25 protein-coding genes and 3 pseudogenes are annotated in these 20479 nt (G+C 62.9%); 14 read left to right on the top strand and 14 right to left on the bottom strand.

Translation table 11 applies throughout. The annotated features are described in order from the left end of the window. Positions 1-3: 3 nt before the first annotated feature. Entirely contained in the window at positions 4-1323 is a 1320-nt protein-coding gene (locus OWC48_RS36060) for a dicarboxylate/amino acid:cation symporter (RefSeq protein ID WP_282524252.1), read from the bottom strand. A 182-nt stretch (positions 1324-1505) separates the two neighbouring features. On the opposite strand from OWC48_RS36060, the pseudogene map reads away from it, so the two are divergent. Then, positions 1506-2258, top strand: a pseudogene (gene map / locus OWC48_RS36055) (type I methionyl aminopeptidase). 87 nt (positions 2259-2345) lie between these two features. Here map and OWC48_RS36050 read toward each other — a convergent pair. Further along, positions 2346-2567, bottom strand: a complete 222-nt coding sequence (locus OWC48_RS36050; RefSeq protein WP_282524251.1) for a hypothetical protein — start codon at positions 2565-2567, stop codon at positions 2346-2348. A gap of 364 nt (positions 2568-2931) precedes the next feature. On the opposite strand from OWC48_RS36050, the gene OWC48_RS36045 reads away from it, so the two are divergent. Then, on the top strand, positions 2932-3114 hold the full coding sequence (locus tag OWC48_RS36045) for a hypothetical protein (RefSeq protein ID WP_282524250.1): 183 nt from the start codon (positions 2932-2934) through the stop codon (positions 3112-3114). Between the two features lie 25 nt (positions 3115-3139). Here OWC48_RS36045 and OWC48_RS36040 read toward each other — a convergent pair whose 3' ends face one another. The 3 genes from OWC48_RS36040 to OWC48_RS36030 form a co-directional block, all read right to left on the bottom strand. Then, positions 3140-4519, bottom strand: coding sequence for a VWA domain-containing protein (locus OWC48_RS36040; protein ID WP_282524249.1), 1380 nt, complete (start codon positions 4517-4519; stop codon positions 3140-3142). A 5-nt stretch (positions 4520-4524) separates the two neighbouring features. Further along, positions 4525-5472, bottom strand: coding sequence for a MoxR family ATPase (locus tag OWC48_RS36035; protein ID WP_282524248.1), 948 nt, complete (start codon positions 5470-5472; stop codon positions 4525-4527). A gap of 145 nt (positions 5473-5617) precedes the next feature. Continuing rightward, entirely contained in the window at positions 5618-5815 is a 198-nt protein-coding gene (locus OWC48_RS36030) for a hypothetical protein (RefSeq protein ID WP_282524247.1), read from the bottom strand. Positions 5816-6041: 226 nt separating this feature from the next. Between OWC48_RS36030 and OWC48_RS36025 the strand changes: the two genes are divergently transcribed. Then, positions 6042-7016 carry a quinone oxidoreductase gene (locus tag OWC48_RS36025; protein WP_282524246.1) on the top strand — a complete coding sequence of 325 codons (975 nt, stop codon included), beginning with the start codon at positions 6042-6044 and terminating at the stop codon, positions 7014-7016. Between the two features lie 39 nt (positions 7017-7055). On the opposite strand, the gene OWC48_RS36020 is transcribed toward OWC48_RS36025, so the two are convergent. Further along, positions 7056-7331 carry a hypothetical protein gene (locus tag OWC48_RS36020; protein WP_282524245.1) on the bottom strand — a complete coding sequence of 92 codons (276 nt, stop codon included), beginning with the start codon at positions 7329-7331 and terminating at the stop codon, positions 7056-7058. Positions 7332-7430: 99 nt separating this feature from the next. After that, positions 7431-8039: a S24 family peptidase gene (locus OWC48_RS36015; protein WP_028156659.1), complete on the bottom strand. Its 609-nt coding sequence runs from the start codon at positions 8037-8039 to the stop codon at positions 7431-7433. A gap of 166 nt (positions 8040-8205) precedes the next feature. Between OWC48_RS36015 and OWC48_RS36010 the strand changes: the two genes are divergently transcribed. After that, positions 8206-8736 (top strand): GcrA family cell cycle regulator, encoded by a 531-nt coding sequence (locus OWC48_RS36010; RefSeq protein WP_282524244.1) that lies wholly within the window; start codon positions 8206-8208, stop codon positions 8734-8736. Between the two features lie 38 nt (positions 8737-8774). After that, positions 8775-9347: a hypothetical protein gene (locus OWC48_RS36005; RefSeq protein WP_282524243.1), complete on the top strand. Its 573-nt coding sequence runs from the start codon at positions 8775-8777 to the stop codon at positions 9345-9347. 49 nt (positions 9348-9396) lie between these two features. Here the strand turns inward: OWC48_RS36005 and OWC48_RS36000 are convergent, their stop codons facing one another. Continuing rightward, a complete protein-coding gene (locus tag OWC48_RS36000) occupies positions 9397-9753 on the bottom strand; it encodes a hypothetical protein (RefSeq protein ID WP_282524242.1) in 357 nt (118 codons plus the stop codon). Positions 9754-10441: 688 nt separating this feature from the next. Between OWC48_RS36000 and OWC48_RS35995 the strand changes: the two genes are divergently transcribed. Both OWC48_RS35995 and OWC48_RS35990 read left to right on the top strand, forming a co-directional pair. Continuing rightward, the gene (locus OWC48_RS35995; protein WP_282524241.1) at positions 10442-10627 is read left to right on the top strand and encodes a hypothetical protein; all 186 of its coding nucleotides are present in this window, start codon (positions 10442-10444) and stop codon (positions 10625-10627) included. A gap of 146 nt (positions 10628-10773) precedes the next feature. Beyond that, complete coding sequence (locus OWC48_RS35990; RefSeq protein WP_014493705.1) at positions 10774-11115, top strand: phasin; 342 nt, start codon at positions 10774-10776, stop codon at positions 11113-11115. A gap of 50 nt (positions 11116-11165) precedes the next feature. On the opposite strand, the gene OWC48_RS35985 is transcribed toward OWC48_RS35990, so the two are convergent. The 3 genes and pseudogenes from OWC48_RS35985 to OWC48_RS35975 all read right to left on the bottom strand — a co-directional run. Beyond that, positions 11166-11342 carry a hypothetical protein gene (locus OWC48_RS35985; protein ID WP_282524240.1) on the bottom strand — a complete coding sequence of 59 codons (177 nt, stop codon included), beginning with the start codon at positions 11340-11342 and terminating at the stop codon, positions 11166-11168. 78 nt (positions 11343-11420) lie between these two features. Further along, positions 11421-12251, bottom strand: coding sequence for an alpha/beta fold hydrolase (locus OWC48_RS35980; RefSeq protein ID WP_282524239.1), 831 nt, complete (start codon positions 12249-12251; stop codon positions 11421-11423). Between the two features lie 148 nt (positions 12252-12399). Continuing rightward, positions 12400-12764: pseudogene (locus tag OWC48_RS35975) on the bottom strand (BamA/TamA family outer membrane protein); the annotation flags it as partial. On the opposite strand from OWC48_RS35975, the pseudogene OWC48_RS35970 reads away from it, so the two are divergent. Next, positions 12760-12955, top strand: a pseudogene (locus OWC48_RS35970) (EAL domain-containing protein); the annotation flags it as partial. The pseudogenes OWC48_RS35975 and OWC48_RS35970 sit on opposite strands and share 5 nt — an antisense overlap. Before the next feature lie 27 nt (positions 12956-12982). Here OWC48_RS35970 and OWC48_RS35965 read toward each other — a convergent pair. Then, a complete protein-coding gene (locus tag OWC48_RS35965) occupies positions 12983-13243 on the bottom strand; it encodes a hypothetical protein (RefSeq protein ID WP_282524238.1) in 261 nt (86 codons plus the stop codon). A 277-nt stretch (positions 13244-13520) separates the two neighbouring features. On the opposite strand from OWC48_RS35965, the gene rocF reads away from it, so the two are divergent. The 4 genes from rocF to OWC48_RS35945 all read left to right on the top strand — a co-directional run bounded on the left by rocF (position 13521) and on the right by OWC48_RS35945 (position 16857). Further along, positions 13521-14498: an arginase gene (gene rocF / locus OWC48_RS35960; protein ID WP_282524237.1), complete on the top strand. Its 978-nt coding sequence runs from the start codon at positions 13521-13523 to the stop codon at positions 14496-14498. 160 nt (positions 14499-14658) lie between these two features. Further along, a complete protein-coding gene (gene soxC / locus OWC48_RS35955) occupies positions 14659-15930 on the top strand; it encodes a sulfite dehydrogenase (RefSeq protein ID WP_282524236.1) in 1272 nt (423 codons plus the stop codon). Then, positions 15917-16459 carry a c-type cytochrome gene (locus OWC48_RS35950; protein WP_282524235.1) on the top strand — a complete coding sequence of 181 codons (543 nt, stop codon included), beginning with the start codon at positions 15917-15919 and terminating at the stop codon, positions 16457-16459. The genes soxC and OWC48_RS35950 overlap by 14 nt, the downstream gene beginning before the upstream one ends. Positions 16460-16572: 113 nt before the next feature. Beyond that, positions 16573-16857, top strand: a complete 285-nt coding sequence (locus OWC48_RS35945; RefSeq protein WP_282524234.1) for a hypothetical protein — start codon at positions 16573-16575, stop codon at positions 16855-16857. Positions 16858-16988: 131 nt separating this feature from the next. Here the strand turns inward: OWC48_RS35945 and OWC48_RS35940 are convergent, their stop codons facing one another. Beyond that, positions 16989-18233 (bottom strand): NRAMP family divalent metal transporter, encoded by a 1245-nt coding sequence (locus tag OWC48_RS35940; protein ID WP_282524339.1) that lies wholly within the window; start codon positions 18231-18233, stop codon positions 16989-16991. 799 nt (positions 18234-19032) lie between these two features. Between OWC48_RS35940 and OWC48_RS35935 the strand changes: the two genes are divergently transcribed. Then, positions 19033-19206: a DUF3606 domain-containing protein gene (locus OWC48_RS35935; RefSeq protein ID WP_282524233.1), complete on the top strand. Its 174-nt coding sequence runs from the start codon at positions 19033-19035 to the stop codon at positions 19204-19206. Positions 19207-19240: 34 nt separating this feature from the next. Here OWC48_RS35935 and OWC48_RS35930 read toward each other — a convergent pair whose 3' ends face one another. Continuing rightward, the gene (locus OWC48_RS35930; RefSeq protein ID WP_014493715.1) at positions 19241-19426 is read right to left on the bottom strand and encodes a hypothetical protein; all 186 of its coding nucleotides are present in this window, start codon (positions 19424-19426) and stop codon (positions 19241-19243) included. A gap of 498 nt (positions 19427-19924) precedes the next feature. Here OWC48_RS35930 and OWC48_RS35925 point away from each other — a divergent pair, with 498 nt between their 5' ends. Continuing rightward, positions 19925-20257: a hypothetical protein gene (locus tag OWC48_RS35925; RefSeq protein WP_282524232.1), complete on the top strand. Its 333-nt coding sequence runs from the start codon at positions 19925-19927 to the stop codon at positions 20255-20257. The last annotated feature ends 222 nt before the right edge of the window (positions 20258-20479 follow it).

Raw genomic sequence — 20479 nt, 5'->3', positions numbered from 1 at the left:
GCGCTACCCCGCGGTCACGTCGACCAGCTCGCCGCCCTCCAGCACCTGGGCCGCCTTGGCGCGGTCGAGATCGCCTTCCCAGGCGGCGACCACGACAGTCGCCACGCAATTGCCGACGAGGTTGCCGAGCGCGCGGGCCATGCCGATGAACCAATCGACCGACAACACCAGCACGAGGCCGATGGCAGGAATGCTCGGCACCGCGTTGAGCGTCGCGGCCAGGATCACGATCGCCGAGCCCGGCACGCCGTGCGCACCCTTCGACGTGATCAGCGAGACGCCGAGCACCAGCAGGAGGTCGCCGAAGGACAGCGGCGTGTTGGTCGCCTGCGCGATGAAGACGACCGCAAGCGTCAGGTAGATCGAGAAAGCGTCGAGGTTGAAGGAATAGCCGGTCGGGATGACGAGGCCGACCACGGAATCCTTCACGCCCATCCGCTCCAGTTTCTTCATGATCTGCGGCAGCACGGCATCGGAGGACGCGGTCGCGAGCACGATGGTCAGCTCTTCGCGCAAGTAAGCGAGGAATTTGAGGATGTTGATTCCGGCGAGCGCCATGACGCCGCCGAGCACGCCCAGCACGAAGATGCCGACCGAGACGTAGAACAACATCACCAGCGAGACGAGCTGCTTCAGCGAGCCGACGCCGTATTTGCCGACGGTATAGGCGACCGCGCCGAGCACGCCGAGCGGCGCGACCCGCACGATCAGCCCCATCACCCGAAACAGCACGCTGGAGGCCGCGTCGATGATCGATGTGACCAGCGCGCCTTTCTCGCCGCCGACGAGTGCAAGGCCGACACCGAACAGGACCGCGAAGAACAGCACCTGGAGCACGTCGTTGCGCGACAGCGCATCGAACGAGGTGCTGGGGATCACGTTCATCAGGAAGGCGCCGATGCCGCCGCCGGACAGCTTGTGGGCGTTGTCGGCATAGGTGTTGAGCGCCTTGGCGTCGAGCGTCGAGGGATCGATGTTCATGCCGTGGCCGGGGCCGAAGAGATAGGCGAGCAGCAGGCCGACCACGAGGGCGACCGTCGTCATCACCTCGAAATAGACCAGCGCCTTGACGCCGACCCGGCCGACCTTCTTGAGGTCGCCGGCACCGGCAATGCCGTGCACGACGACGCAGAAAACGATCGGGGCCACGATCATCGAGATCAGCTTCAGGAAGGCATCGCTGAGGATCTTGAGCCCGATGGCGAAGTCCGGAACGGCCATCCCCAGGATGACGCCAAACACCAGCGCGGCGAGGACCTGGACGAACAGCGAGGTGTAGAGCGGCTTCGGCTCGGCGGTAGGTACCGCGGTGATGGTCGTCATGGTGGACTTCCCCTTTTCGACGCGTCTTGGACGTCAAAAAGGAGCAACAACCGTGCCAGATTGTCGCGGCTTGGTCCTGGAAGTCATCCAGGGCGCCGCATAATCCGGGATTCTTGCGCGCGCTCTTCCGTTTGCAAGTCGGCATCGCAACAGCTATGTCCCGGCTTTCGCAAGAGCTTGATATGACAATCTCGAATGAGAACGATCTGATCTGCCTGAAAGAGGTCGGGCGTATCGTCGCCAATGCGCTTGAGGAGATGGGGAAAGCCCTCGAGCCCGGCATGACCACCTCGGAACTCGACCGGATCGGACGAAAGTTCCTTGAGACCGCCGGAGCGCGTTCGGCGCCGGAACTGGCCTATGCCTTTCCTGGCGCAACCTGCATCAGCGTGAACGAAGAGATCGCTCATGGCATCCCGGGCGCCCGGCGGATCGAGCGGGGCGACCTCGTCAACATCGACGTCTCGGCCGAGAAGAGCGGCTTCTTTGCCGATACGGGAGCCTCGTTCGCCGTTCCGCCCGTGCCCCGTTCGATCGAGCGTCTTTGCAGGGATGGTCGGCGGGCGATGTGGACGGGCCTGCGACAGGTTGGAGCCGGCAAGCCGATTGCCGGCATCGGTCAGGCCATCGGGACGTTTGCGCGGAAAAACGGCTAGATGCTCGTCAAGAACCTAGCCAGTCACGGTGTCGGCTTGTCGCTCCACGAGGAGCCGACGGAGATCGCGACATGGCCCGATCGCTCCGAGCGCCGCATCATGAGCGATGGCCTGGTGTTCACCGTCGAGCCGTTCCTGTCGCTTGGCGCGGAGTGGGCCGAGAACGGTGATGACGATCCATGGACGCTCTACAGCAGCCCCGAGGCGCCTACCGTTCAGTACGAGCACACGGTTGTCGCAACCCGCAATGGACCGTTGATCGTTACGTTGGCGGGTTGAGGCCGTCCCCGCTACGCGCTGTCAGCGGGAACGCTAGAGATTATTTTTCAGGCGATCATGCAGAGCCGTTGCGCGCAGACAGCCTCGTCACGCCACGAGATCCAGTAGCCGGCACGATCCGCGCACCAGCACCTTGCGTCCGGTCGGCGTCATCGAAGGTACGCCGTCATTGATCACAACGAGACCGAGCTTGACGAGACCTTCGACGAGATAGGCCTTCGAGAGGCGACCATTTGGCACAGGGTTGCGAAGCGCTTTCAGCGCTTCCCATTGGTCCGGCGAAAGATCGAAGTCGATGTCGTTGATCATGTTGCCTCAAGCGATAGTCAAGTTCGCGGGCCCCTGTTAGCGGCGTCGCATGAACACCATGCGACGACAATGAGTCGGGAATTCGGTAAGCTGTTTAGAACCTCTCTTCACGAATTGCCGCACTTCATTGCGCCACAACAGTTAAGATCGTTTGCGCACGAAAATCGTCCCGCGCTCCGATCACTAATTGATGATGTGCGCTTGATCGTGCGGCGAGCGTTACCGCAGTGCACGGGAAGCATCGCTGTCCCATTACGCGTCGCGATATGCACAGAAATCGTGAAGCGAGAGCGATTGGACTCTGACTGGACTCTGCTACGTTGATTCGCAGGGGATTGGCTTCACACGACAGGAGTGTGAGTGCATGAACAGGCTGGTGGAAATTCGCAGTCAGGAGTTCCTCTGCCGAGAGCGCGCCGCGCTGGATTCGGAGCGACGGGCGTTCTGGCTCGCGCAGGCCCAGGAATGGGAGCAGCGCGCGCTCGACGAAATCGCGTATCACTTTCGGGAGTGCAACCTCGTCCAGGCCGAGCTGACTGCCGCCTGACGCCAGCGGCGAACGTGATTGCCGTCTACTGATAAGTCGCCACGATGTCGGACACGGCGCGCTCGAGCTGCTGTGCGGTGGCGCATTGGCGTACGACAGTGCAAAAGGTCGCGTAGCGCGGCATCTCGGAATCACCGAAGCCCCAGGCGAGCCGTCCTTCGGGATTGAGCCAGACCACGCGCTTCGAGCGTTCGGAGATACGGCGCAGGATGTCGGCGCGCGGGTCGAGATTGTTGCTGCGGGCGTCACCGAGCACGATCACCGTGGTCTGCGGCGTCAGCGTGCTCATGAACTCCTTCTCGAAATCGACGAGCGAAGAGCCGTAGTCGGATGAGCCGAAGCCGACCTTGGACATGATCTCGGCCATCGCCTCTTCCGGCGACTTCTTTTCCAGGATCTCGCTGACCTCGATCAGATGCGAGGAGAAGGCGAAGGAGTGGACGTCGTCGACCACCTCGTGCAGCGAGTGGATCAGGAGCAGGAAGAAATCGGAGACCTGCGCGACCGAGCCTGAGACGTCGCAGATTGCGACGATCTTGGGCCGGTCGCGGTGCTTGCGCTTCCACGCGGTGAGGAAGGGCACGCCGCCCCAGGCAGCGTTACGGCGCAGCGTGCGGCGCACGTCGAGATGGCCGCGGCGCTGGCGCTTGCGCGGCTTCGAATAACGCTCGCGCAGGCGGCGCGCGATCTGGCGGATGAGGGCGCGCATCTCCGCGACCTGGCGCCGCTCGATGCGGGCAAGCGGCGCGTTGCGCAGGATTTCGTTGCGGAGGTTTTCGGCCTCCTCGCGGGCATAGAGCGCAAGGCCTTGCGAGACCGTGTCGCGCACCGCTTCGCGCAACGCGTCCAGCGCGCCGCGCAGACGCTCGGCCAGCGACGGATTGGTCGCGGTGAGCGCGTCGAGATCGTCACGCAGGCGCTGAAGGCCCATGGCGTCGAGGATGCGGCTGGAAAAGATGCCGCGCTGAGTCGAATAGCGGATGTCGGACAGCGAAGCCGCACCGGAAGCGCTGGCGATCGCGGCTGCGATCGCGTTGCGATCCTGCGACAGCAGCATCTGCGCAAGCGGGCCTAATCCTTCGGAAGGCTGGCCTTCGCCTGCTTCGCTGGCCGAGCTGAGTGAGGGGGTCTGATCCGCGTCCTGCGAGGCGTCGTCGTTGTCGTCGGCTTCGGGTTGATGCTGCCGCGGCTCTGGTTGGCTGAAGAAGAGATCAAAGCAGTCGCCGAGGGCGAGCTTCTCGTCCTGCGACTTGGCGAGGGTCAGGAGCAGCGCATCGCGCAGGATGGCCCGGTGGGAAAAGCCGACCTGCTTGACCGCGCGCATCGCATCGATGCTTTCGGCGGGCGAGACATGCACGCCGGCGCCGCGCGCCGCCCGAAAGAAACGATGGAGGTTCTCGCGCATCGGCGTCAACCGAAGACGTTGGATCGTGCTGCCTTGGCAATGAAGGTCGTAACTTGCGGCGTTGCTGCCTCGATGTCGGCCTCGTATTTCAGGAGCACGTTGAGCGTGTCCTTGACGATCTCCGTATCGAGCTCCGTAGCCTGAAGTAGAACCAGGACGCGCGCCCAGTCGATGGTCTCGCTGACCGAGGGCAGCTTCTTCAGGTCGAGCGAGCGGATCTCGTGGATGAAGCCGACCATCTGCCGGCGCAGCGCCTGCGAGATGCCGGAGACGCGGCTCTCGACGATGCGTTCTTCGAGCCGCTGCTCGGGGAAGCCGATATGCAGATGCAGGCAGCGCCGCTTCAGGGCGTCGCCGAGGTCACGCTCGCTGTTGGAGGTGAGGATCACCGTCGGCGGCGTGATCGCCGAGACCGTGCCGAGCTCGGGGATCGTGACCTGGAAATCGGAGAGGATTTCCAACAGCAGCGATTCGAACTCGGCATCCGACTTGTCGATCTCGTCGATCAGCAGCACGCAACCGCCGGGCTGCTCCAGCGCCTGGAGCAGCGGCCGCGGCTCGACGAACTCCTTGGAGAAGAAGACGTCACCGAAATCATGGAGCTGCTCGAGCGCCGCGTGCAGCGTCTGCGCACCGCCGAGGACTTCGCCGAGCTTGTCCTTGAGGATCTGGGTGTAGAGAAGCTGTTTTGCGTATTTCCACTCGTAGAGCGCCTTGGCCTCGTCGAGGCCTTCGTAACACTGCAGGCGGATCATCTTCATGCCGCGCCAGGCAGCAATGGCCTTGGCAAGCTCGGTCTTGCCGACGCCCGCGGGGCCTTCGACCAGGATCGGCTTCTCGATCTGCTGCGACAAATAGACGGCGGTCGCGATCTGCCGGCTCGCGATATAGCCTTGCGCGGCGAGGCCGCTCTCCACTGCCTCGATCGAGGTCGAGGCCTTCTGTTCAGCCACGAATGGGCGCTCCCAAAGGTCTTGCTTGAGGCTTGTTCTGCCTGCGTTCCCGGCAAAGAACAAGCCTCGTTTGGGAGGCAACAGACCCGCGCGGACGGCGTTTTTTCCGCCTAACGCAAATACTTGAGGGGGACGCCGACGGCGGTCAGTGCCGCAGGTCCGGCTTGCGGATGGTCTGCCGGACTTCGGCCCCGCAGTCCGCGCATTCATAGACGAAGTCGATCTTGGCAAGCCCCCAATGCGGTTCGACCTCGCGAACATACATCGGCAGGAACCCCATGCAGGCAGGGCAAATTACAGGCGCGATTTCGATGTCCTGATGATGCTGTACATAAGCTGGCATCTCGGCTCTCCTTCGCAGGCGACCACCAAACCCCGTGCAAACGCTACTGCCCGTTGCCCCGGAGCCGTCATCAACTCTTTCGAACAGAGGCGGAACAGCGGGCCTTTGTCGTTCGCTGTGACATTCTTGTTACGTCTCTGTACTGTAACGGGCCGACCAAATTCCTATTTCAGGGGCCGATCCGTTTTCCACGGACCTTCACGGCAACAATAAGGGAGCAACGCCCATGACGCATGCCATTCGCTTTCACAAGACCGGCGGTCCTGAAGTCCTGGTCTGGGAGGAGGTCAGCGTCGGGAAGCCCGGACCTGGCGAGGCGCGCATCCGCCACACAGCCGTCGGTCTCAACTTCGTCGACATCTACAATCGCTCGGGCGTGTATCCGGCACAATTGCCGAGCGGTCTTGGCAGCGAGGCGGCCGGAATCGTCGAGGAAGTCGGCTCGGGTGTCACCAATCTGAAGCCGGGCGATCGCGTCGCCTATGGCGCATCGCCGCTCGGTGCCTATTCCGAGGCGCGGCTGATCCCGGCCGACCGGTTGTTGAAGCTGCCTGATGGTGTCGACGACAAGACCGCGGCGGCCATGATGCTGAAGGGGCTCACCACCCAATACCTGATCCGGCAGACCTATCGCGTGAAGGCCGGCGACACCATCCTGCTTCATGCCGCGGCCGGCGGCGTTGGCCTGATCCTGAGCCAGTGGGCAAAACATCTCGGCGCGACAGTGATCGGCACCGTCAGCAGCGACGAGAAGGCAAAGCTCGCCAAGGCACATGGCTGCGATCATGTGATCATCTATACGCGCGAGGATTTCGTGAAGCGCGTGGACGAGATCACGGGCGGCAAGAAGGTGCCGGTGGTCTATGATTCCGTCGGCAAGGATACGTTCCTGAAGTCGCTGGATTGTCTTGCGCCGCTCGGTGTTGCCGCGCTGTTTGGTGCGTCCTCCGGCGCTGTCGAGCCGCTCAATCTCGGCCTGCTCGCGCAGAAGGGCTCGCTCTACGTCACCCGTCCGACGCTGTTCACCTACGCTGCCAAGCGCGAGGCCCTGGTCGCGATGGCCAACGAGCTGTTCGACGTTGTGAAGTCCGCCGCGGTCAAGATCGAGGTGCACCAGACGTACCCGCTGAAGGATGCCGCCAAGGCGCATGCCGACCTCGCCGCGCGCAAGACCACGGGGTCGACCGTTCTCACGGTGTGATCTCTGACCGGGCAGTGGCGCAGGCCGTTTGGGCCTGCGTCACGTCTTCTCGTGCTTGCGCAGGTCGCGGGCGTGATCGAGGCGGATCGCCTGGAGGTCGACTTCTTCAGGCGGAATCTGGGGGAGGGCGGCCTCGGTCAGGATGGCCGCGGTCACGTCCTCCACCGCATTCTCCGCGATTTCGTGGATGAACGAGATGTTTCGATACTCACCCGAAGCGACGCGGGAGATGACCTCGCGCCTTGTGATTTCGGGATCGACGACCGCCTCGCGTCCGCGCCGCCCATAGTCGATCATCACGACGAAATACTGCATGAAACGATCCTGCCGCGCTCCGTAGTCGGGAGCGCGGCAGAGTATTTCCGAAAAACAGAACTAAGTCAAGGGTTATTTCCGAAAAACGGAAATAGGCCCCTATTTGCTCTTCTTGCGAGGGCGTGCTGACTTGGCGCGCAGCCGCTCGAGCTGGCCCTTGGGCATGGACAGGCAGATCTCGCCGACCCACTCGAGCTTGACGCCGACGATCGGCTTGGCGTTGAAGCTGGTGAGGTTGACGACGGAGGGCGACTTGCCCCGTTCGATGGTCTTCAAATAACGCTCGCCGGTCTTGAGCCGGACCACGGCCTCTTCGCCGTAGAAGCTCGACAGTGGATGGCGCTGGTCCTTGTAGACGACGATCACGTCGCCGCTCTCGTATTTAGGCAGCATCGAATCGCCGACGATCTCGAAAGCGACGGTCTCTTCCATGATCGGGAACGGCAGCGCGATATCGCCGAGGCCTTCAGGGGGAACCTGTTCATAATCGGGCTCGATCACAGCGCCGGCCCCGACGCGGCCCATGATCGGCGCGAGATTGAGCTCAAGATATTCCATGATCGGAATGATTTCAGACGCCTTCACCAGGCGCTCGCCGCCCAGGATCTCCGACACCGCGCCGGGCCGCACGCCCATGGCCGCCGCCAGGCCGCCCTTGCTCTTGCCCGTCTTCTCCAGGCCCCGCTCGATCATTGCAACGTCCAACATGGTGATTCCCTCGATTGCCCATCGTCCCGCCTCTTGTAATCCGAAATTCGGAATTGATGCAATTATGAATATCAGAATTGTCGCTTGACAGTTGCTTCGGAATACCGGAATGTAGGCTCCGCCTCGCGATCGAGCGATCGGAGGAGGCGCATCACAGGACAGCAGCATGGAACCGGGTCATTGGCCGTCGGAGCACTCCGACGCGCTTCGCGACTATTTTCTCAGGGGGATGTCTTATGCGGAGATCGGAAGACAGATAAACGGAAGGTTTGGAACGGCTTACACACGCAACGCGGTGGCCGGCCGCGCCAAGCGGCTGGGACTCGCGGCACCGGCGCGGATGACGAGTCCATCGATCGTGCCGTCCTTGCCGTCAGGAGCCTGTCTCATCGGGCCGCCCCGTCCGGCGGTGCCGAACCTGAACTTTCCGCCGAAATCCGCAATGAAACCCGCGCGGGTCAAGTTGCGCTGTGTCGGCGTCCAGCCCCGACTGGTCGCGCTGGGCGAACTCGGGCGCGACGACTGCCGCTATCCCTATGGTGGCGACAAGGACGGGGAGGGGATCGCCTTCTGCGGCCATCCGCGCCAGCCGGGCTCCAGCTATTGCTCGCCGCATGCCCGCCTGACGCGAAGGTCTGAGGCTGCGTCCGCTCGCGCCGCCGGTCCTGTCGTCCTGAGGCTGATCTCTGCCGCCTGACGGGACCGCTGTTCTTTCAATTTGCGAGGAGTATCCGAGTGGAACGTCTACGACGCAACAAGTCCTACAGATTGACTGGAATCTACGATCGGCGATCGCGCGAGGTGCCGTTCAATGCCGAGGTGGCGGAGGTCGAGGTCGACAATCCGCTGGCGCTTGATGCCGGCGAGAAGATCGTCGCCGTCCGCTCGGTCCGCGGCGATCCGCTCGGCCGGTTGCACGCGCATCACCAGATCGATGAGGCGCAGTATCGCGGCGGGCGCGCCTTCCAGAACGACTGGGAGAGGGCGGAGCGCGGGCCCCAGGCGGTAGACCCGACGCGCGAATATGTCGATGGCACGCGCTCGCGCGAGCCCGTCACCGAGGACCAGCGCCAGGCTGTGCTGCGCCTGAACCGGGTCGAGCGCGAACTCGGTACCGATGGCGCCGCGCTGGTGCACGACGTCCTGGTGCTGGGGCTGACCATGGATCAGATCGGGGAGCGGCGGGCTGTCCGTACCCAGCGCTGGAACGACTATTTCGCACGGCGCTTTCGCGAATGCCTGGACCGGCTGGCGCTGATCTACGGCTTTGCGACTGAAGGCGGGGCTCAGCGCGCCAAGCAGCGTTGAGAGTAGTGGCGCGCCTGCGATCTCGCCGCAGGCGCGCCCGGGCCGCTTGTTACGGATGCGGCACGATCTGGTAGGGCGTCGTGTAGGGCTCGACACGGAGAGACGCGTTGGCCAAGAGCCCGATCTTAACGGTCGGCGCCTGTTGCAATTCGCCGTTCGGGCCGCGATGCACGTTGTACTGCCAGACCGTGAGATCGCCCTTCTGCGCCAGCGCGTGCGCAACCGCGCTTGCATCATTGCCGCCAAGCGCCTGGAGCTCCTGCGCCGACAATCCGACGACGATTTCGTCCTTGATGGTGACGATCTTGAACAGATTCATCCTGGTCTCCTGCGCCCATGCGCCTTGTATCGAGAGGGTGAGAAGCGCGACCGCGCCGCCCTTGATGAGATCGCAGCGGGAAAGCATGCTGTCGTCCTTTGGTGCTGAGGCGCGCCCGAATCAAGAAGTCCGTCAGCCATGGCGCCCGTGGTCTGCGTGGCCGCTTCGCAACCGCTTGGTCGTTCAGCCTTGAACGACGGTTCATTGGCGGAGATATTTTCGGACCGATAAACTCTGGTGGGGGAACCGCGTCCAAGCCGAGCAGCCCAAGGGGGCTTCACTGGCGGACGGATCAAGACGCTGCAGGCCGGCTGCGAGGCTCGACGTTCATTCCGTTGACGATACAACCGCCGCGGTCGGACTCGCCAATTACGTGTATGCGCTGAAGAAACTTCAATCTGACCTCGTTCACACCAGAAACACGGCGAAACGCCGCACCGATTGACAGCGATCGAGGCCGTGTGCGTGAGTGATGCCGCTTCTTGACGCAGGTGGGTGACGACGGTCCATAATCCTGTTATCCGGAATTGCCGTGCTGCGATGCGGACGAAGCATCGCTACGGCGACGGTTGGGCTTGCCGGAAGGGTTGTTTCTTGACATAATTGCAACCTGTTTGGTTGAGCCAGTCCGTGTGGACATGTGGTTCGGCGTGTTAACCCACCGGGTGCCCCTGCCGAGATCTCAGGGGCACCATGGCGTCCGGTCATGGTGTTCGGTTCTCGAGCGAGACCTCGACGTCTGATTACGAGGGCCGATGCTTGTCATAGGTGCGAGATGAAAAACCTCAATTTCGCGGCTGAACTGCACCTTAAGCTCGGCGCGCCTGCAAGCAGCACCGTTGAAAGTCTGCGTCTGCTTCGCGCGTTCCTGAAGCTCGCGCCTCGACAGCGTTTCGAGGTGATCAAGCTGGTCGAAGACCTCGGCACCGAAGAAACCCGTCCCGAGCACCCCCTGTCCTGACCCCGGCCGCGCGCCGGCCTTACGCCTCGTCCCTCGTTTTCCTGCCGGAGCCGGACCGCCCGGGCGACGTTTGTCCCCCAGGCTGCCGCTGGAATGCGGTGCGGCAAGTGTGGTATTCAGTTGGGAAAAAGGGGAGGAGTATGACCATGATCGAACCGAAGCTCGAAGTCCCAGCCGAACTGCGCGACCTAGCCGAAAAGACGATCGACCAGGCGGAACAGGCATTCGGCATGTTTTTCGAAGCTGCCACCAAATCGATGACGTCGGTTCCCGGAGCGGGTACCGAAGTGTCCAAGCAGGCGCTCGCGTTCACCGAGCAGAACATGAAGTCGGCGTTCGAGCACGCGCGCAAGCTCGTGCATGCCACCGACCTTCAGGAAGCGATGCGAATCCAGTCCGACTTCCTGCGCAGCCAGTTCACCAGCGCCGGCGACCACATGCGCCAGATGACCGGCAGTTTCATGCAGCCCGGCAAAGGAAAGTCCTGAGTTCCGGTGTGCGCCGCGTGCCCGCAAATTGATCCTGCGTGACGCCGCGCTCAGCCGCAGCACGATCCCGGAAATTGCGAGAGATCGATGCGGGCGATGATCGACCGGAGCAGCTTGCGGGTTGCACGATAGAGATGACGCGCGAATGCCGATGTCCTCGCAGCCGGCAGGCCAAGGCTTGCCGTGTCGAGACGTTTCGTAAGAAGGCTTTCGGGGGAGTGCGACACGTGCCTCTCCGGGATGGTGAGGCCCTTGCTATCGTTGCCAGCCTGGAGCTGCCTTGATCTGCCGCAAAGCGGGCCCGGCTAGTAGTCGCCGGGATTCATGATCATAGGGCTTCTGGTGTCGGCCGGTGCGAGCGAGCTGCTGGCACTGTCACGCAGGAAGCGGTCGAGTGTCGCCTGGATCTTCTCCTTGACCGCATCGGGACCGCGATCGCTCATCTCGGTGTGCTGAGCACCGGTATGGACGATGTCGATGCCGCGCGCTTTGGCCTCGTCAGGCGTCGGCAGCACGCCCGGGTCGGTCTGGAAATGCGGATCCTTGGAGCGGAACGACAAGATCTTCAGGTTGTCGCTGAGCACGAAGGGCACCCGCAGATTGTCGAGCGTGATCACCTTCGACACGATCTCCGGGTGCTGATGGGCGACATACATCGAGACGTCGCCACCGTTGGAATGGCCGACGAGGGTGATGTGGTCGTAGTCGGTGTTTTCCTGCCGTCGCTTCAGTTCGGCCAGGGTGAAAAGGATATTCGCCTCGCAGCGGATATAGACCTCGCGCCGCCCGACATATTGCTGACCGACATGGGTCATCAACGGCGGATCGCTCGGCAGGTCCTGCTGGATGCTGGCAACGAGATAACCGCGCGCCGCAAGCACGTTGGCGAGGAAGGAATACTCGGTCGCCTTGACGGTGTTGCCGTTGCTGATGATGGCGAGCGGGAGCTTCCAGAGCCCGAGATTGGCCTTGGTCTCATAGTCGCGCCGCACCGCGATTTCGACCGAGATCGGCCGTTGGCGCGCGGCATCGAACAGGGTCAGAACCTCATGTCGGATCGCGAACCGGCTGACCACGAAATACTGGCCGACGCCGAGCACGCAGAGAAAAGCCAGGATTGCAAACACCCTCTTCATAGTTCCGTCCCAATCACTTTCGACTGAAAATGGTCACCGGAAGCCCCCGGATCGAGCGATCGTGAGCAGGTTACGGGATTAAATTTAGGCAAGTCTGTGAGCAAGGCCGCAAAAGGGCCGCATGCCGGGTTTGCTCAGAGCGCGGCAGCTAGAGGCAGCCGCCCCTGCCGCGCTCGGGGCAGAGCCGGAATGCGCTCGAGAGGGTGAACAGGAAGCGTGGGCTGCGGCGCTCGTTGTCTGGAGCCCGGTAGCTCAAGGGGACGGCTACGCCGAGATCGGCTTGAAGATCGTCCGGCAGAAAGAACGCACGCCGGCTCCGGCCGATGTCAGCGACAGGCCGTCGCTCAGCCGGTAGCCATCGTTCCAGACTGCGCCGGCGTCGCCAAAGGCGTAGAGCTGATAGCCGGTCCAGTAGCGGAAATTGAGCTTCTGGTCGAAGCGCAGCTCGAGCGAGCCGGCAAGACCGTTGTCGCCGCTGATCTCGGCTACGCTATAGCCCCGGCCGAAAGCCGCGATCGTCGGCTCGACCATCGGTCTCAGGGCTCACTGTCGTGGCGGAAGGCATCGAGAACGGTGCCACGGCCGACTTCCTGGTCAGCATGGGATGCGAGGAAGGGCAGGGATATTTTTTCGGCCGGCCGATGCCTGCCGAGGCGTTCGAGAGGCGATTCCTGCCGCAGCCCCGATCCGCCACGGCGGCCTAGCTGAGTTACGTCACGCGGGCTTCATGGCTAACGCCGGCGGGCGATGGCAACCCCGAACAGGAAGGCGACGAACAGGCTCGCGAGCGGCGCTTCACGTGTGATTGCGGCGACCGTCGAGAGCGGTTTACCCGGCTTTCGAGCTTCGTCGATGACATGCGTCAAGCGGTCGACAGCGGCGCGCAAGCCTCCCGCGACCTCACCGATCGAATGGGAGACGTCGGCCGCCGCGTCGATGGCGCGCTCGGCCATGCCGGGCTGGGACGGGGGCTGCGGAATTTCGGTGCTCAAATTCGTAAACTCCGCTTCTGACGAAGTGAATGAGGCCGGCACCTTTGGCTATCCGCGCGAGCGCTCGTTTTGAACAGCGGGTCCGAAGACCTTTGGCTATCCGCGACAGGCGCCGTAATGTACGGCGGGTGCCGGCCTTGCAAGGGAAATGCGGTGCGCGGGATTTTGTTCCGGGACGGCTTCTCTCGCGGCGTCTTTTCACCGAGAAATACCCGTGAAACGACGGGTGCGAATCTCTGTTAGGCTGCCACGACCTTGTGGATGTCGGGAGACTGCCGTGACCGATCGGACCATGCCGGATCGAGCCCGGCGCATCGCCTTGCTCGGCGCGCCCATCGACATGGGAGCTTCGCAGCGTGGCACCTTGATGGGCCCTGCGGCGCTGCGCACCGCCGGGCTTGCGGCATTGCTCGAAGGCCTTGATTTCGAAGTTGTCGATTACGGCGATCTCTCCGTGGCGGAGGTCAGCGACCTCGCTGACAGGCCGCCCGAAAAAGCCAATCACTATCGCGAAATCCAGCGCTGGACGCGGATGCTGAGCCGCAGAGGCCATGAGATCGCGCAGACCGGGGCGTTGCCGATCTTCCTCGGCGGCGATCACACATTGTCGATGGGCTCGGTGAATGCCATGGCGCGCCACTGGCAGGAGCGCGGACGTGAGCTGTTCGTGCTCTGGCTCGACGCCCATGCCGATTACAATACGCCCGAGACGACTATCACCGCCAACATGCACGGCATGTCGGCGGCGTTCTTGTGCGGCGAGCCCGGCCTCGATGGATTGCTCGGCGATGATCCGCGCGCCTCGATTGATCCCGACAGGCTGGACCTGTTCGGCGCGCGTTCGATCGACAAGCTCGAAAGGGAATTGATGCGCACACGCCGGATCAGGGTTGTCGACATGCGCCAGATCGACGAGTTCGGCGTCGCCGTGCTGATCCGGCGCGTCATCGAGCGCGTCAAGGCGAGCGATGGCGTGCTCCATGTCAGCTTCGATGTCGATTTCCTCGATCCGTGTGTGGCGCCGGGAGTCGGCACCACGGTGCCGGGCGGAGCGACCTATCGCGAAGCGCATCTGATCATGGAGCTGCTTCATGACTCAGGCGTGGTCGGATCAGTCGACATCGTCGAGCTCAATCCGTTCCTGGACGAGCGCGGTCGCACCGCGCGGACTGCGGTCGAGCTGATCGGCAGCCTGTTCGGACAACAGATCACCGACCGGCCGACGCCGAGTAACGCGATCGCACCGGGCGAGTGACGCCGAGAGCTGTTTTGCATTGCGAAGAACGGAATGGCTGTTGCGGCTGGCTGATCTAGATCAGTCCTGGTCGAAATCGCCTGCTTTTGAAATAGGTGCGGATTGCAAACGCCCTTCGCGGAGGGTTTGATGCGGGTCGCACTTCAGCCGAGGATCCGCAATGAGCAGCACGATCGACGTCGCCGGAAAATCCGCGAGAACAACACGCCGTCGCTTCCTGCAAGGCGGCACCGCGGTGGCGGGCGGCGCCGTTCTGGGCGCCGGTGCGCCGGCCGCGGCGGAGACGGACAACCTTCCGCCCAACATTCCCGAATGGATGAAGGCGCCGGGCGAGCCGATGGGAGCCCAGCCCTATGGCGCGCCGTCACCGTTCGAGAAGGGCGTCGTCAAGAACATCTCGAAGACTCTCAAGCAGTACATATCCGCCTCCAGCCGCACGCCATTGCAGGAGCTCGACGGCATCATCACGCCGAATGGACTGTTCTACGAGCGGCATCATGGCGGTGTTCCGACCATCGATCCGGCGCAGCATCGGTTGATGCTGCACGGCCTCGTCGAACGGTCCCTGATCTTCACGATGGACGATCTCAGGCGCTTCCCGTCGGAGTCGCGCATCTACTTCCTCGAATGCTCCGGCAATCCCGGTTACACCAAGCCCTATGGCAAGACGGCATCGGACCTCGTGGGTCTGGTGAGTTGCGCGGAATGGACCGGCGTGAGCCTGAAGCTGGTGCTCCAGGAGGCCGGATTGAAACCGGACGCCAAATGGGTCGTCGCCGAAGGCGCTGACGCCGCCGCGCTGACGCGCAGCATTCCGATCGAGAAATGCCTCGAGGACGCCCTTCTGGTCTACAGCCAGAACGGCGAGCGGTTGCGTCCGCAGCAGGGCTATCCCTTGCGGCTGTTCTTGCCGGGCTTCGAAGGCAATATGAGCGTGAAGTGGCTGCGCCGCCTGCACGTGACCGCGGAGCCCACTTATTCGCGCGAAGAGACCTCGAAATACACCGATCTCTTGCCCGACGGCACGGCGCGCGAGTTTTCCTTCTACATGGAAGCGAAGTCGATCATTACGCGCCCCTCGGGCGGTCATCGCCTGAGCGCGCCCGGCTTCCACGAGATCACCGGCATCGCCTGGAGCGGACATGGCAAGATCAAGCGCGTCGAGGTTTCGGTCGATGACGGCAAGAGCTGGCAGGACGCGCGATTACAGGAGCCGGTGTTGACGCGCGCCCTCACGCGCTTCCGCTTGCCTTGGCAATGGGACGGCAAGCCAGCCGTGATCCAGAGCCGTGCCGTCGACGAGACCGGCTATGTGCAGCCGACGCTGGCCGAGCTGCTCGCGGTGCGCGGCGAGAACTATTTCTACCACAACAACGCGATCTGGCCCTGGCGCATCGCAGCCGACGGCGAGGTGACCAATGCGCTGGCGTGAGACCTGCGGCGTTGCCGTCGCAATCGCGCTGGGTGCCTTCGCGAGCGAAGCGCAGGCGCAAAGCCCTTATGGCATCGGTCGCCCTGCGACGGCTGCAGAGATCGCGGGCTGGAATATCGATGTCGGACGTGACGGCCAGAATCTGCCGAAGGGGGGCGGTTCGGTCAGCCATGGCCGCGAGGTGTTCGCCCAGCAATGTGCGTCCTGCCATGGCGATAAAGGCGAGGGGGGCCTGGGTGACCGGCTCGCCGGTGGGCAGGGCACGATCGCAACGGCCAAGCCGATCCGCACCGTCGGCAGCTATTGGCCTTATGCGCCGACGCTGTTCGATTATATCCGCCGCGCCATGCCGCAGAACGCGCCGCAGTCGCTGAGCGACGAGGAAGTCTATGCGGTGTCCGCCTACATCCTGAACCTGAACGGGCTGGTGGGAGCGGATGCGACACTCGATGCCAAATCGCTTTCGGCTGTCAAAATGCCGAACCGCGACAGCTTCGTCGGCGACGCGCGCCCGGACGTGAAAAAGTGATCGTATCGGGACGATCTGTTCCGCGTAGTGGCTCGGAACTTGCTTAAGCGAAGGCCGGAACTCGCGGGATACGTTTGAGTTAACCCGCGAGAGGAAACAGCACGGGTCTTTCGATGACAACAGATCGTTTCGCAAACTCCATGTCCTCGGCGCTTCGCCATCCCGGCGTGATTGCGCTGATGGTGGCCGGCTTGACGATTGCTGCGATGCTGATCGTCGATCACGGGCCGTGGAACCGCGCCAAGACGCAGCCGGCTCATGTCGCGATGTATGCAACGACGGGCGAGGCCGCACATGCCGCCGGCGCCAAGGTGCTTCCCACCGCACCGAAGTCGCCGGTCGAGCCGGAGCGGCCGGGGCCGAAGACATCTCCGACCGTCAATCCCGTGACGCCGTAATACGGTTCATCAGCGTGCCGGCCGTGCGCGCGGCCTTCATCATCGTCATCGTGTCGCAGATCTTGGCGTCGTAGATCTTGGCGTCGCAGATCTCGGCGTCGCAGATCTCGGCGCAGCTGTCGCCGGTCGGGTCAGCCGATCGCGGACGAGCCGAGCAGAGCGAGGACGGCGAGCGCCATGATCGCGGTGCCGAGCCAGCCCAGCGCGACCAGCCATGAGCGGGCTTTGAAGCGGCCCATGATCGCGCGGCTCGAGACGATCAGCATCATCATGGCCATGACCGGCACGGCAACGATGCCGTTGAGCACCGCGCTCCATACCAGCATGTGTATCGAGTCGATGCCGGTGAAGCCGAGGCCGAAGCCGATGATGGTTGCGGCCGCGATGATGGTGTAGAAGCCGACCGCCTTTTCCGGCTTCGCCTCCAGCGTGGCGCGCCAGCCGAAAGTCTCCGCAACGGCGTAAGCCGCCGAGCCCGCCAGCACCGGGATCGCCAGGAGGCCGGTGCCGATGATGCCGAGCGCGAACAGCGCGAAGGTGAAATCGCCGGCGAGCGGACGCAGCGCTTCGGCCGCTTCCGTCGCCGAGTTGATCTTGGTGACGCCATTGCCGTTCAGCACGGACGCCGTGGTCAGGATGATGAAGAAGGCGATGCTGTTGGAGAGCAGCATGCCGACAACGGTGTCGGCCCTGATGCGCGCGATCTCGGGATCGCCCCCGCTCGGAAGGTCGCGCAGCGGCTTGTCGCGCTTGCCCTGGTTCATCTCCTCGACCTCTTGGGAGGCCTGCCAGAAGAAGAGATAGGGGCTGATGGTGGTGCCGAGCACGGCGACAACCATCAGGAAATACTCGGCGCTGATAGTCACCTTCGGCCATACCGCGGCGAGCAATGCGGTGCTCCACGGGATCTTCACGGTGAAGGCGGTGGCGACATAGGCGAACAGCGTCAGCGTCAGGAATTTGAGCACCGGCGAATAGCGGCGATAGGGCACGAACACCTGGAGCAGGGTCGAGCCCGCCGCGAAGATCAGGGCGTGCTCGTGATTGAGCCCGCCGATGACCAGCGAGAGGGCCTCCGCCATCGCGGCGATGTCGGCGGCGATGTTGAAGGTGTTGGCGATGACGAGCAGCGAGACGAGCCCCAGCACGATCCAGCGCGGCGCGAGCTGCAGGACGTTGGCGGCCAGCCCCTTGCCGGTGACCCGGCCGATCCGCGCGCTGACGAGCTGAATCGCGATCATGAACGGCAGGGTCAGAAACACCGTCCAGAGCAGCCCGTAGCCGAATTGCGCACCCGCCTGCGAATAGGTGGCGATGCCCGACGGATCGTCGTCGGCTGCGCCGGTGATGAGGCCGGGCCCCAGCCGTTTCAGCAGCCCCGGCCCGGACTTCGCCGAACCTTCGGCGCTGTCGTGCTTGGCGGCGTGCTGTTTCGATCGGTTTGACAGGGCTGACCTTCCGGAATTGCGAAGTGTGCTTTAAGCGCGATCATGGCCGCAAAGTTCCTGCGTCGGCCAGCGCCGCCGCCTGTTGACGCAATGCTCCGTGATTGCTTTGACACGTCGGGCAAAACACCTGTAGAGTCGTACCATCGCAGAGATCGAGCCCGAACCGTCCCGGTTGCGGGCTTTTCATTTGCTTGCGAAACGGTCACCATCGTATCGCACGCCAGAACATGTTGCCGATGGTCGGCCGATGCCTGGACACAGCATCTGTCGGCGATCAGGCAGCACGCGCTCGGCTGTCCGCCGTCGCGCAGCACGGTCTGGTTCTCATGACGATGGCACCCGCCGACCGGCAGGGTTAACATCGGCTGATTCGCGCTGTGCGAAAATTAGGAACCAAAGGTGGGTTAGCACGTTGCGCTGCCGGTCGACCGGCTGTTCCCAACCCGCCCCGGCAGCAAAGTCACGATACGGTCCTGCCTTGCCCAAGGCGGTGACCGCGTGCGGTGCGGGCAAAGAATTTGCAACGAAAAGGGGGCTCGCGTGGCCGCCGACCTGGTTTTTAGAATTGCAATTGTCGGGCTGTTTGTATTTTCAGCGGTGCTGGCTTCCATGCTGTGGCTGAACGTTTGAGCCTCGACGTGTGAGCCCCGCCCTGTGAGTCTCGCTCTGCCGTTTGGAACGGCCGGTCCATGTTGGCGTTTTTTTCTTCCGTGAGGGAGGAAACGCAATGGACACTCTGACGAAGCGCGCGCAACCGGACCGCAGCAAGATCAACATGCACGAGGCCTTCGAGGTCAAGTACTGGACGCACGCGCTCGGCGTATCGAAGGAGGAGCTGCAAAAGGCCGTCGACAAGGTCGGCAATTCGGCCGCGGCCGTCCGCAAGGAATTGGGGAAATAGCGCGTTCAACGCATTCGCGGCGAAACGCGCGCTGCTACTTGATGCTGACGAACATGCCCCAGGCGGCGGCCAGCGCGCCGCCGGTGAAGACGACCACCGGGTTGTCGCAGAACGTGCTGCCATAGCTGCACACGTTCGCGCCGAACTGGCCGAGCTCGTGATGGCTCGCGGAGTAGAACAGTCCGGACAGCACCAGCAATGCGGCGGCGACGTAATACATCGACGAAATCTCCAGCCTGCCCATGCGCCCTCGCAAGGGACATGTCCCAGCATGGCGCGGAGAGATTTCATTCCGCCGAATCCGCTTCGCCGCATTTGGATAAAGTTTGACCCAATGGGCAAATGATGTCGTGACGCAGAAAATGAACGCGGTTAGAGCGTGTACTGATAAATCCACAATGCCCGCTTAGCCCCCAAGAACGGCGCAGAAGCGGACGCTCCATGAGGTCCGGGAAGGGCCAAGCGGATTCCTCAGACCAAACACGCAGCTGCGCTGACCTTTAGTCAAGCAGTCGTTGCTGAACCTTTGCCCGAGTTGAAGGACTCACGTCCATAAGCGCCGGGGGACGAAAGTCTCCCATGACGAGGTCTCGAACGATTGTGGCTGTTGCGCCCATCACCGAGACGCAGCTGTAAGCGCCATCTTGTTTTCCGGGTTGCCAGCCTTGTCCGCATCAAGCCCCGCGGATCGGGCGGCGAAGATCGCGGAGGCAAAGAGATGTTTCCAGCAATACCTGCGGCACTGTTGCTTGGCTTGACGGCGCTAGCGACGCCAGCACTCGCGCACGATGGCCCGCTGAAGTTATGGTTTGAAAGCTTGCAGAGCGAATTTGGACAGTGCTGCACCGATCTTGACGGGTACATCGTTTCTGATGCGGATTGGGAGTCCAATAGCGGGCGTTACCGCGTCTACATCGACAACGAATGGGTCAACGTGCCCGATGGCGCCGTTGTCAAGCAACCAAACCGTTTCGGCCGTACAATGGTCTGGAAGCATTACATCGACGGCCATCCACGCATCCGGTGCTTCATGCCTGGCAGCATGACTTGATGCCGTTTTAAAGATGGGCCGCTCATGGTCAAAACCGGCAATACTCTGATTGAGCAACGAACTTCTGCTTAGGCTCCAAAAGCCGACGTCTGCTCCTTTATGATGGGGTGGACGCCCCGCCCGACGGCATCGATGTGCCAAAGTGGAGTTGTTGAGCACCACTTAAGGGAGGCGTCCGTGTCAGAGGTTATCATAATCGGTCTGGATATCGCCAAGCATGTT

The sequence above is a fragment of the Bradyrhizobium sp. Arg816 genome (genome assembly GCF_029989365.1).
Lineage (GTDB): Bacteria > Pseudomonadota > Alphaproteobacteria > Rhizobiales > Xanthobacteraceae > Bradyrhizobium.
This window is presented reverse-complemented; position numbering and strand designations above follow the sequence as displayed.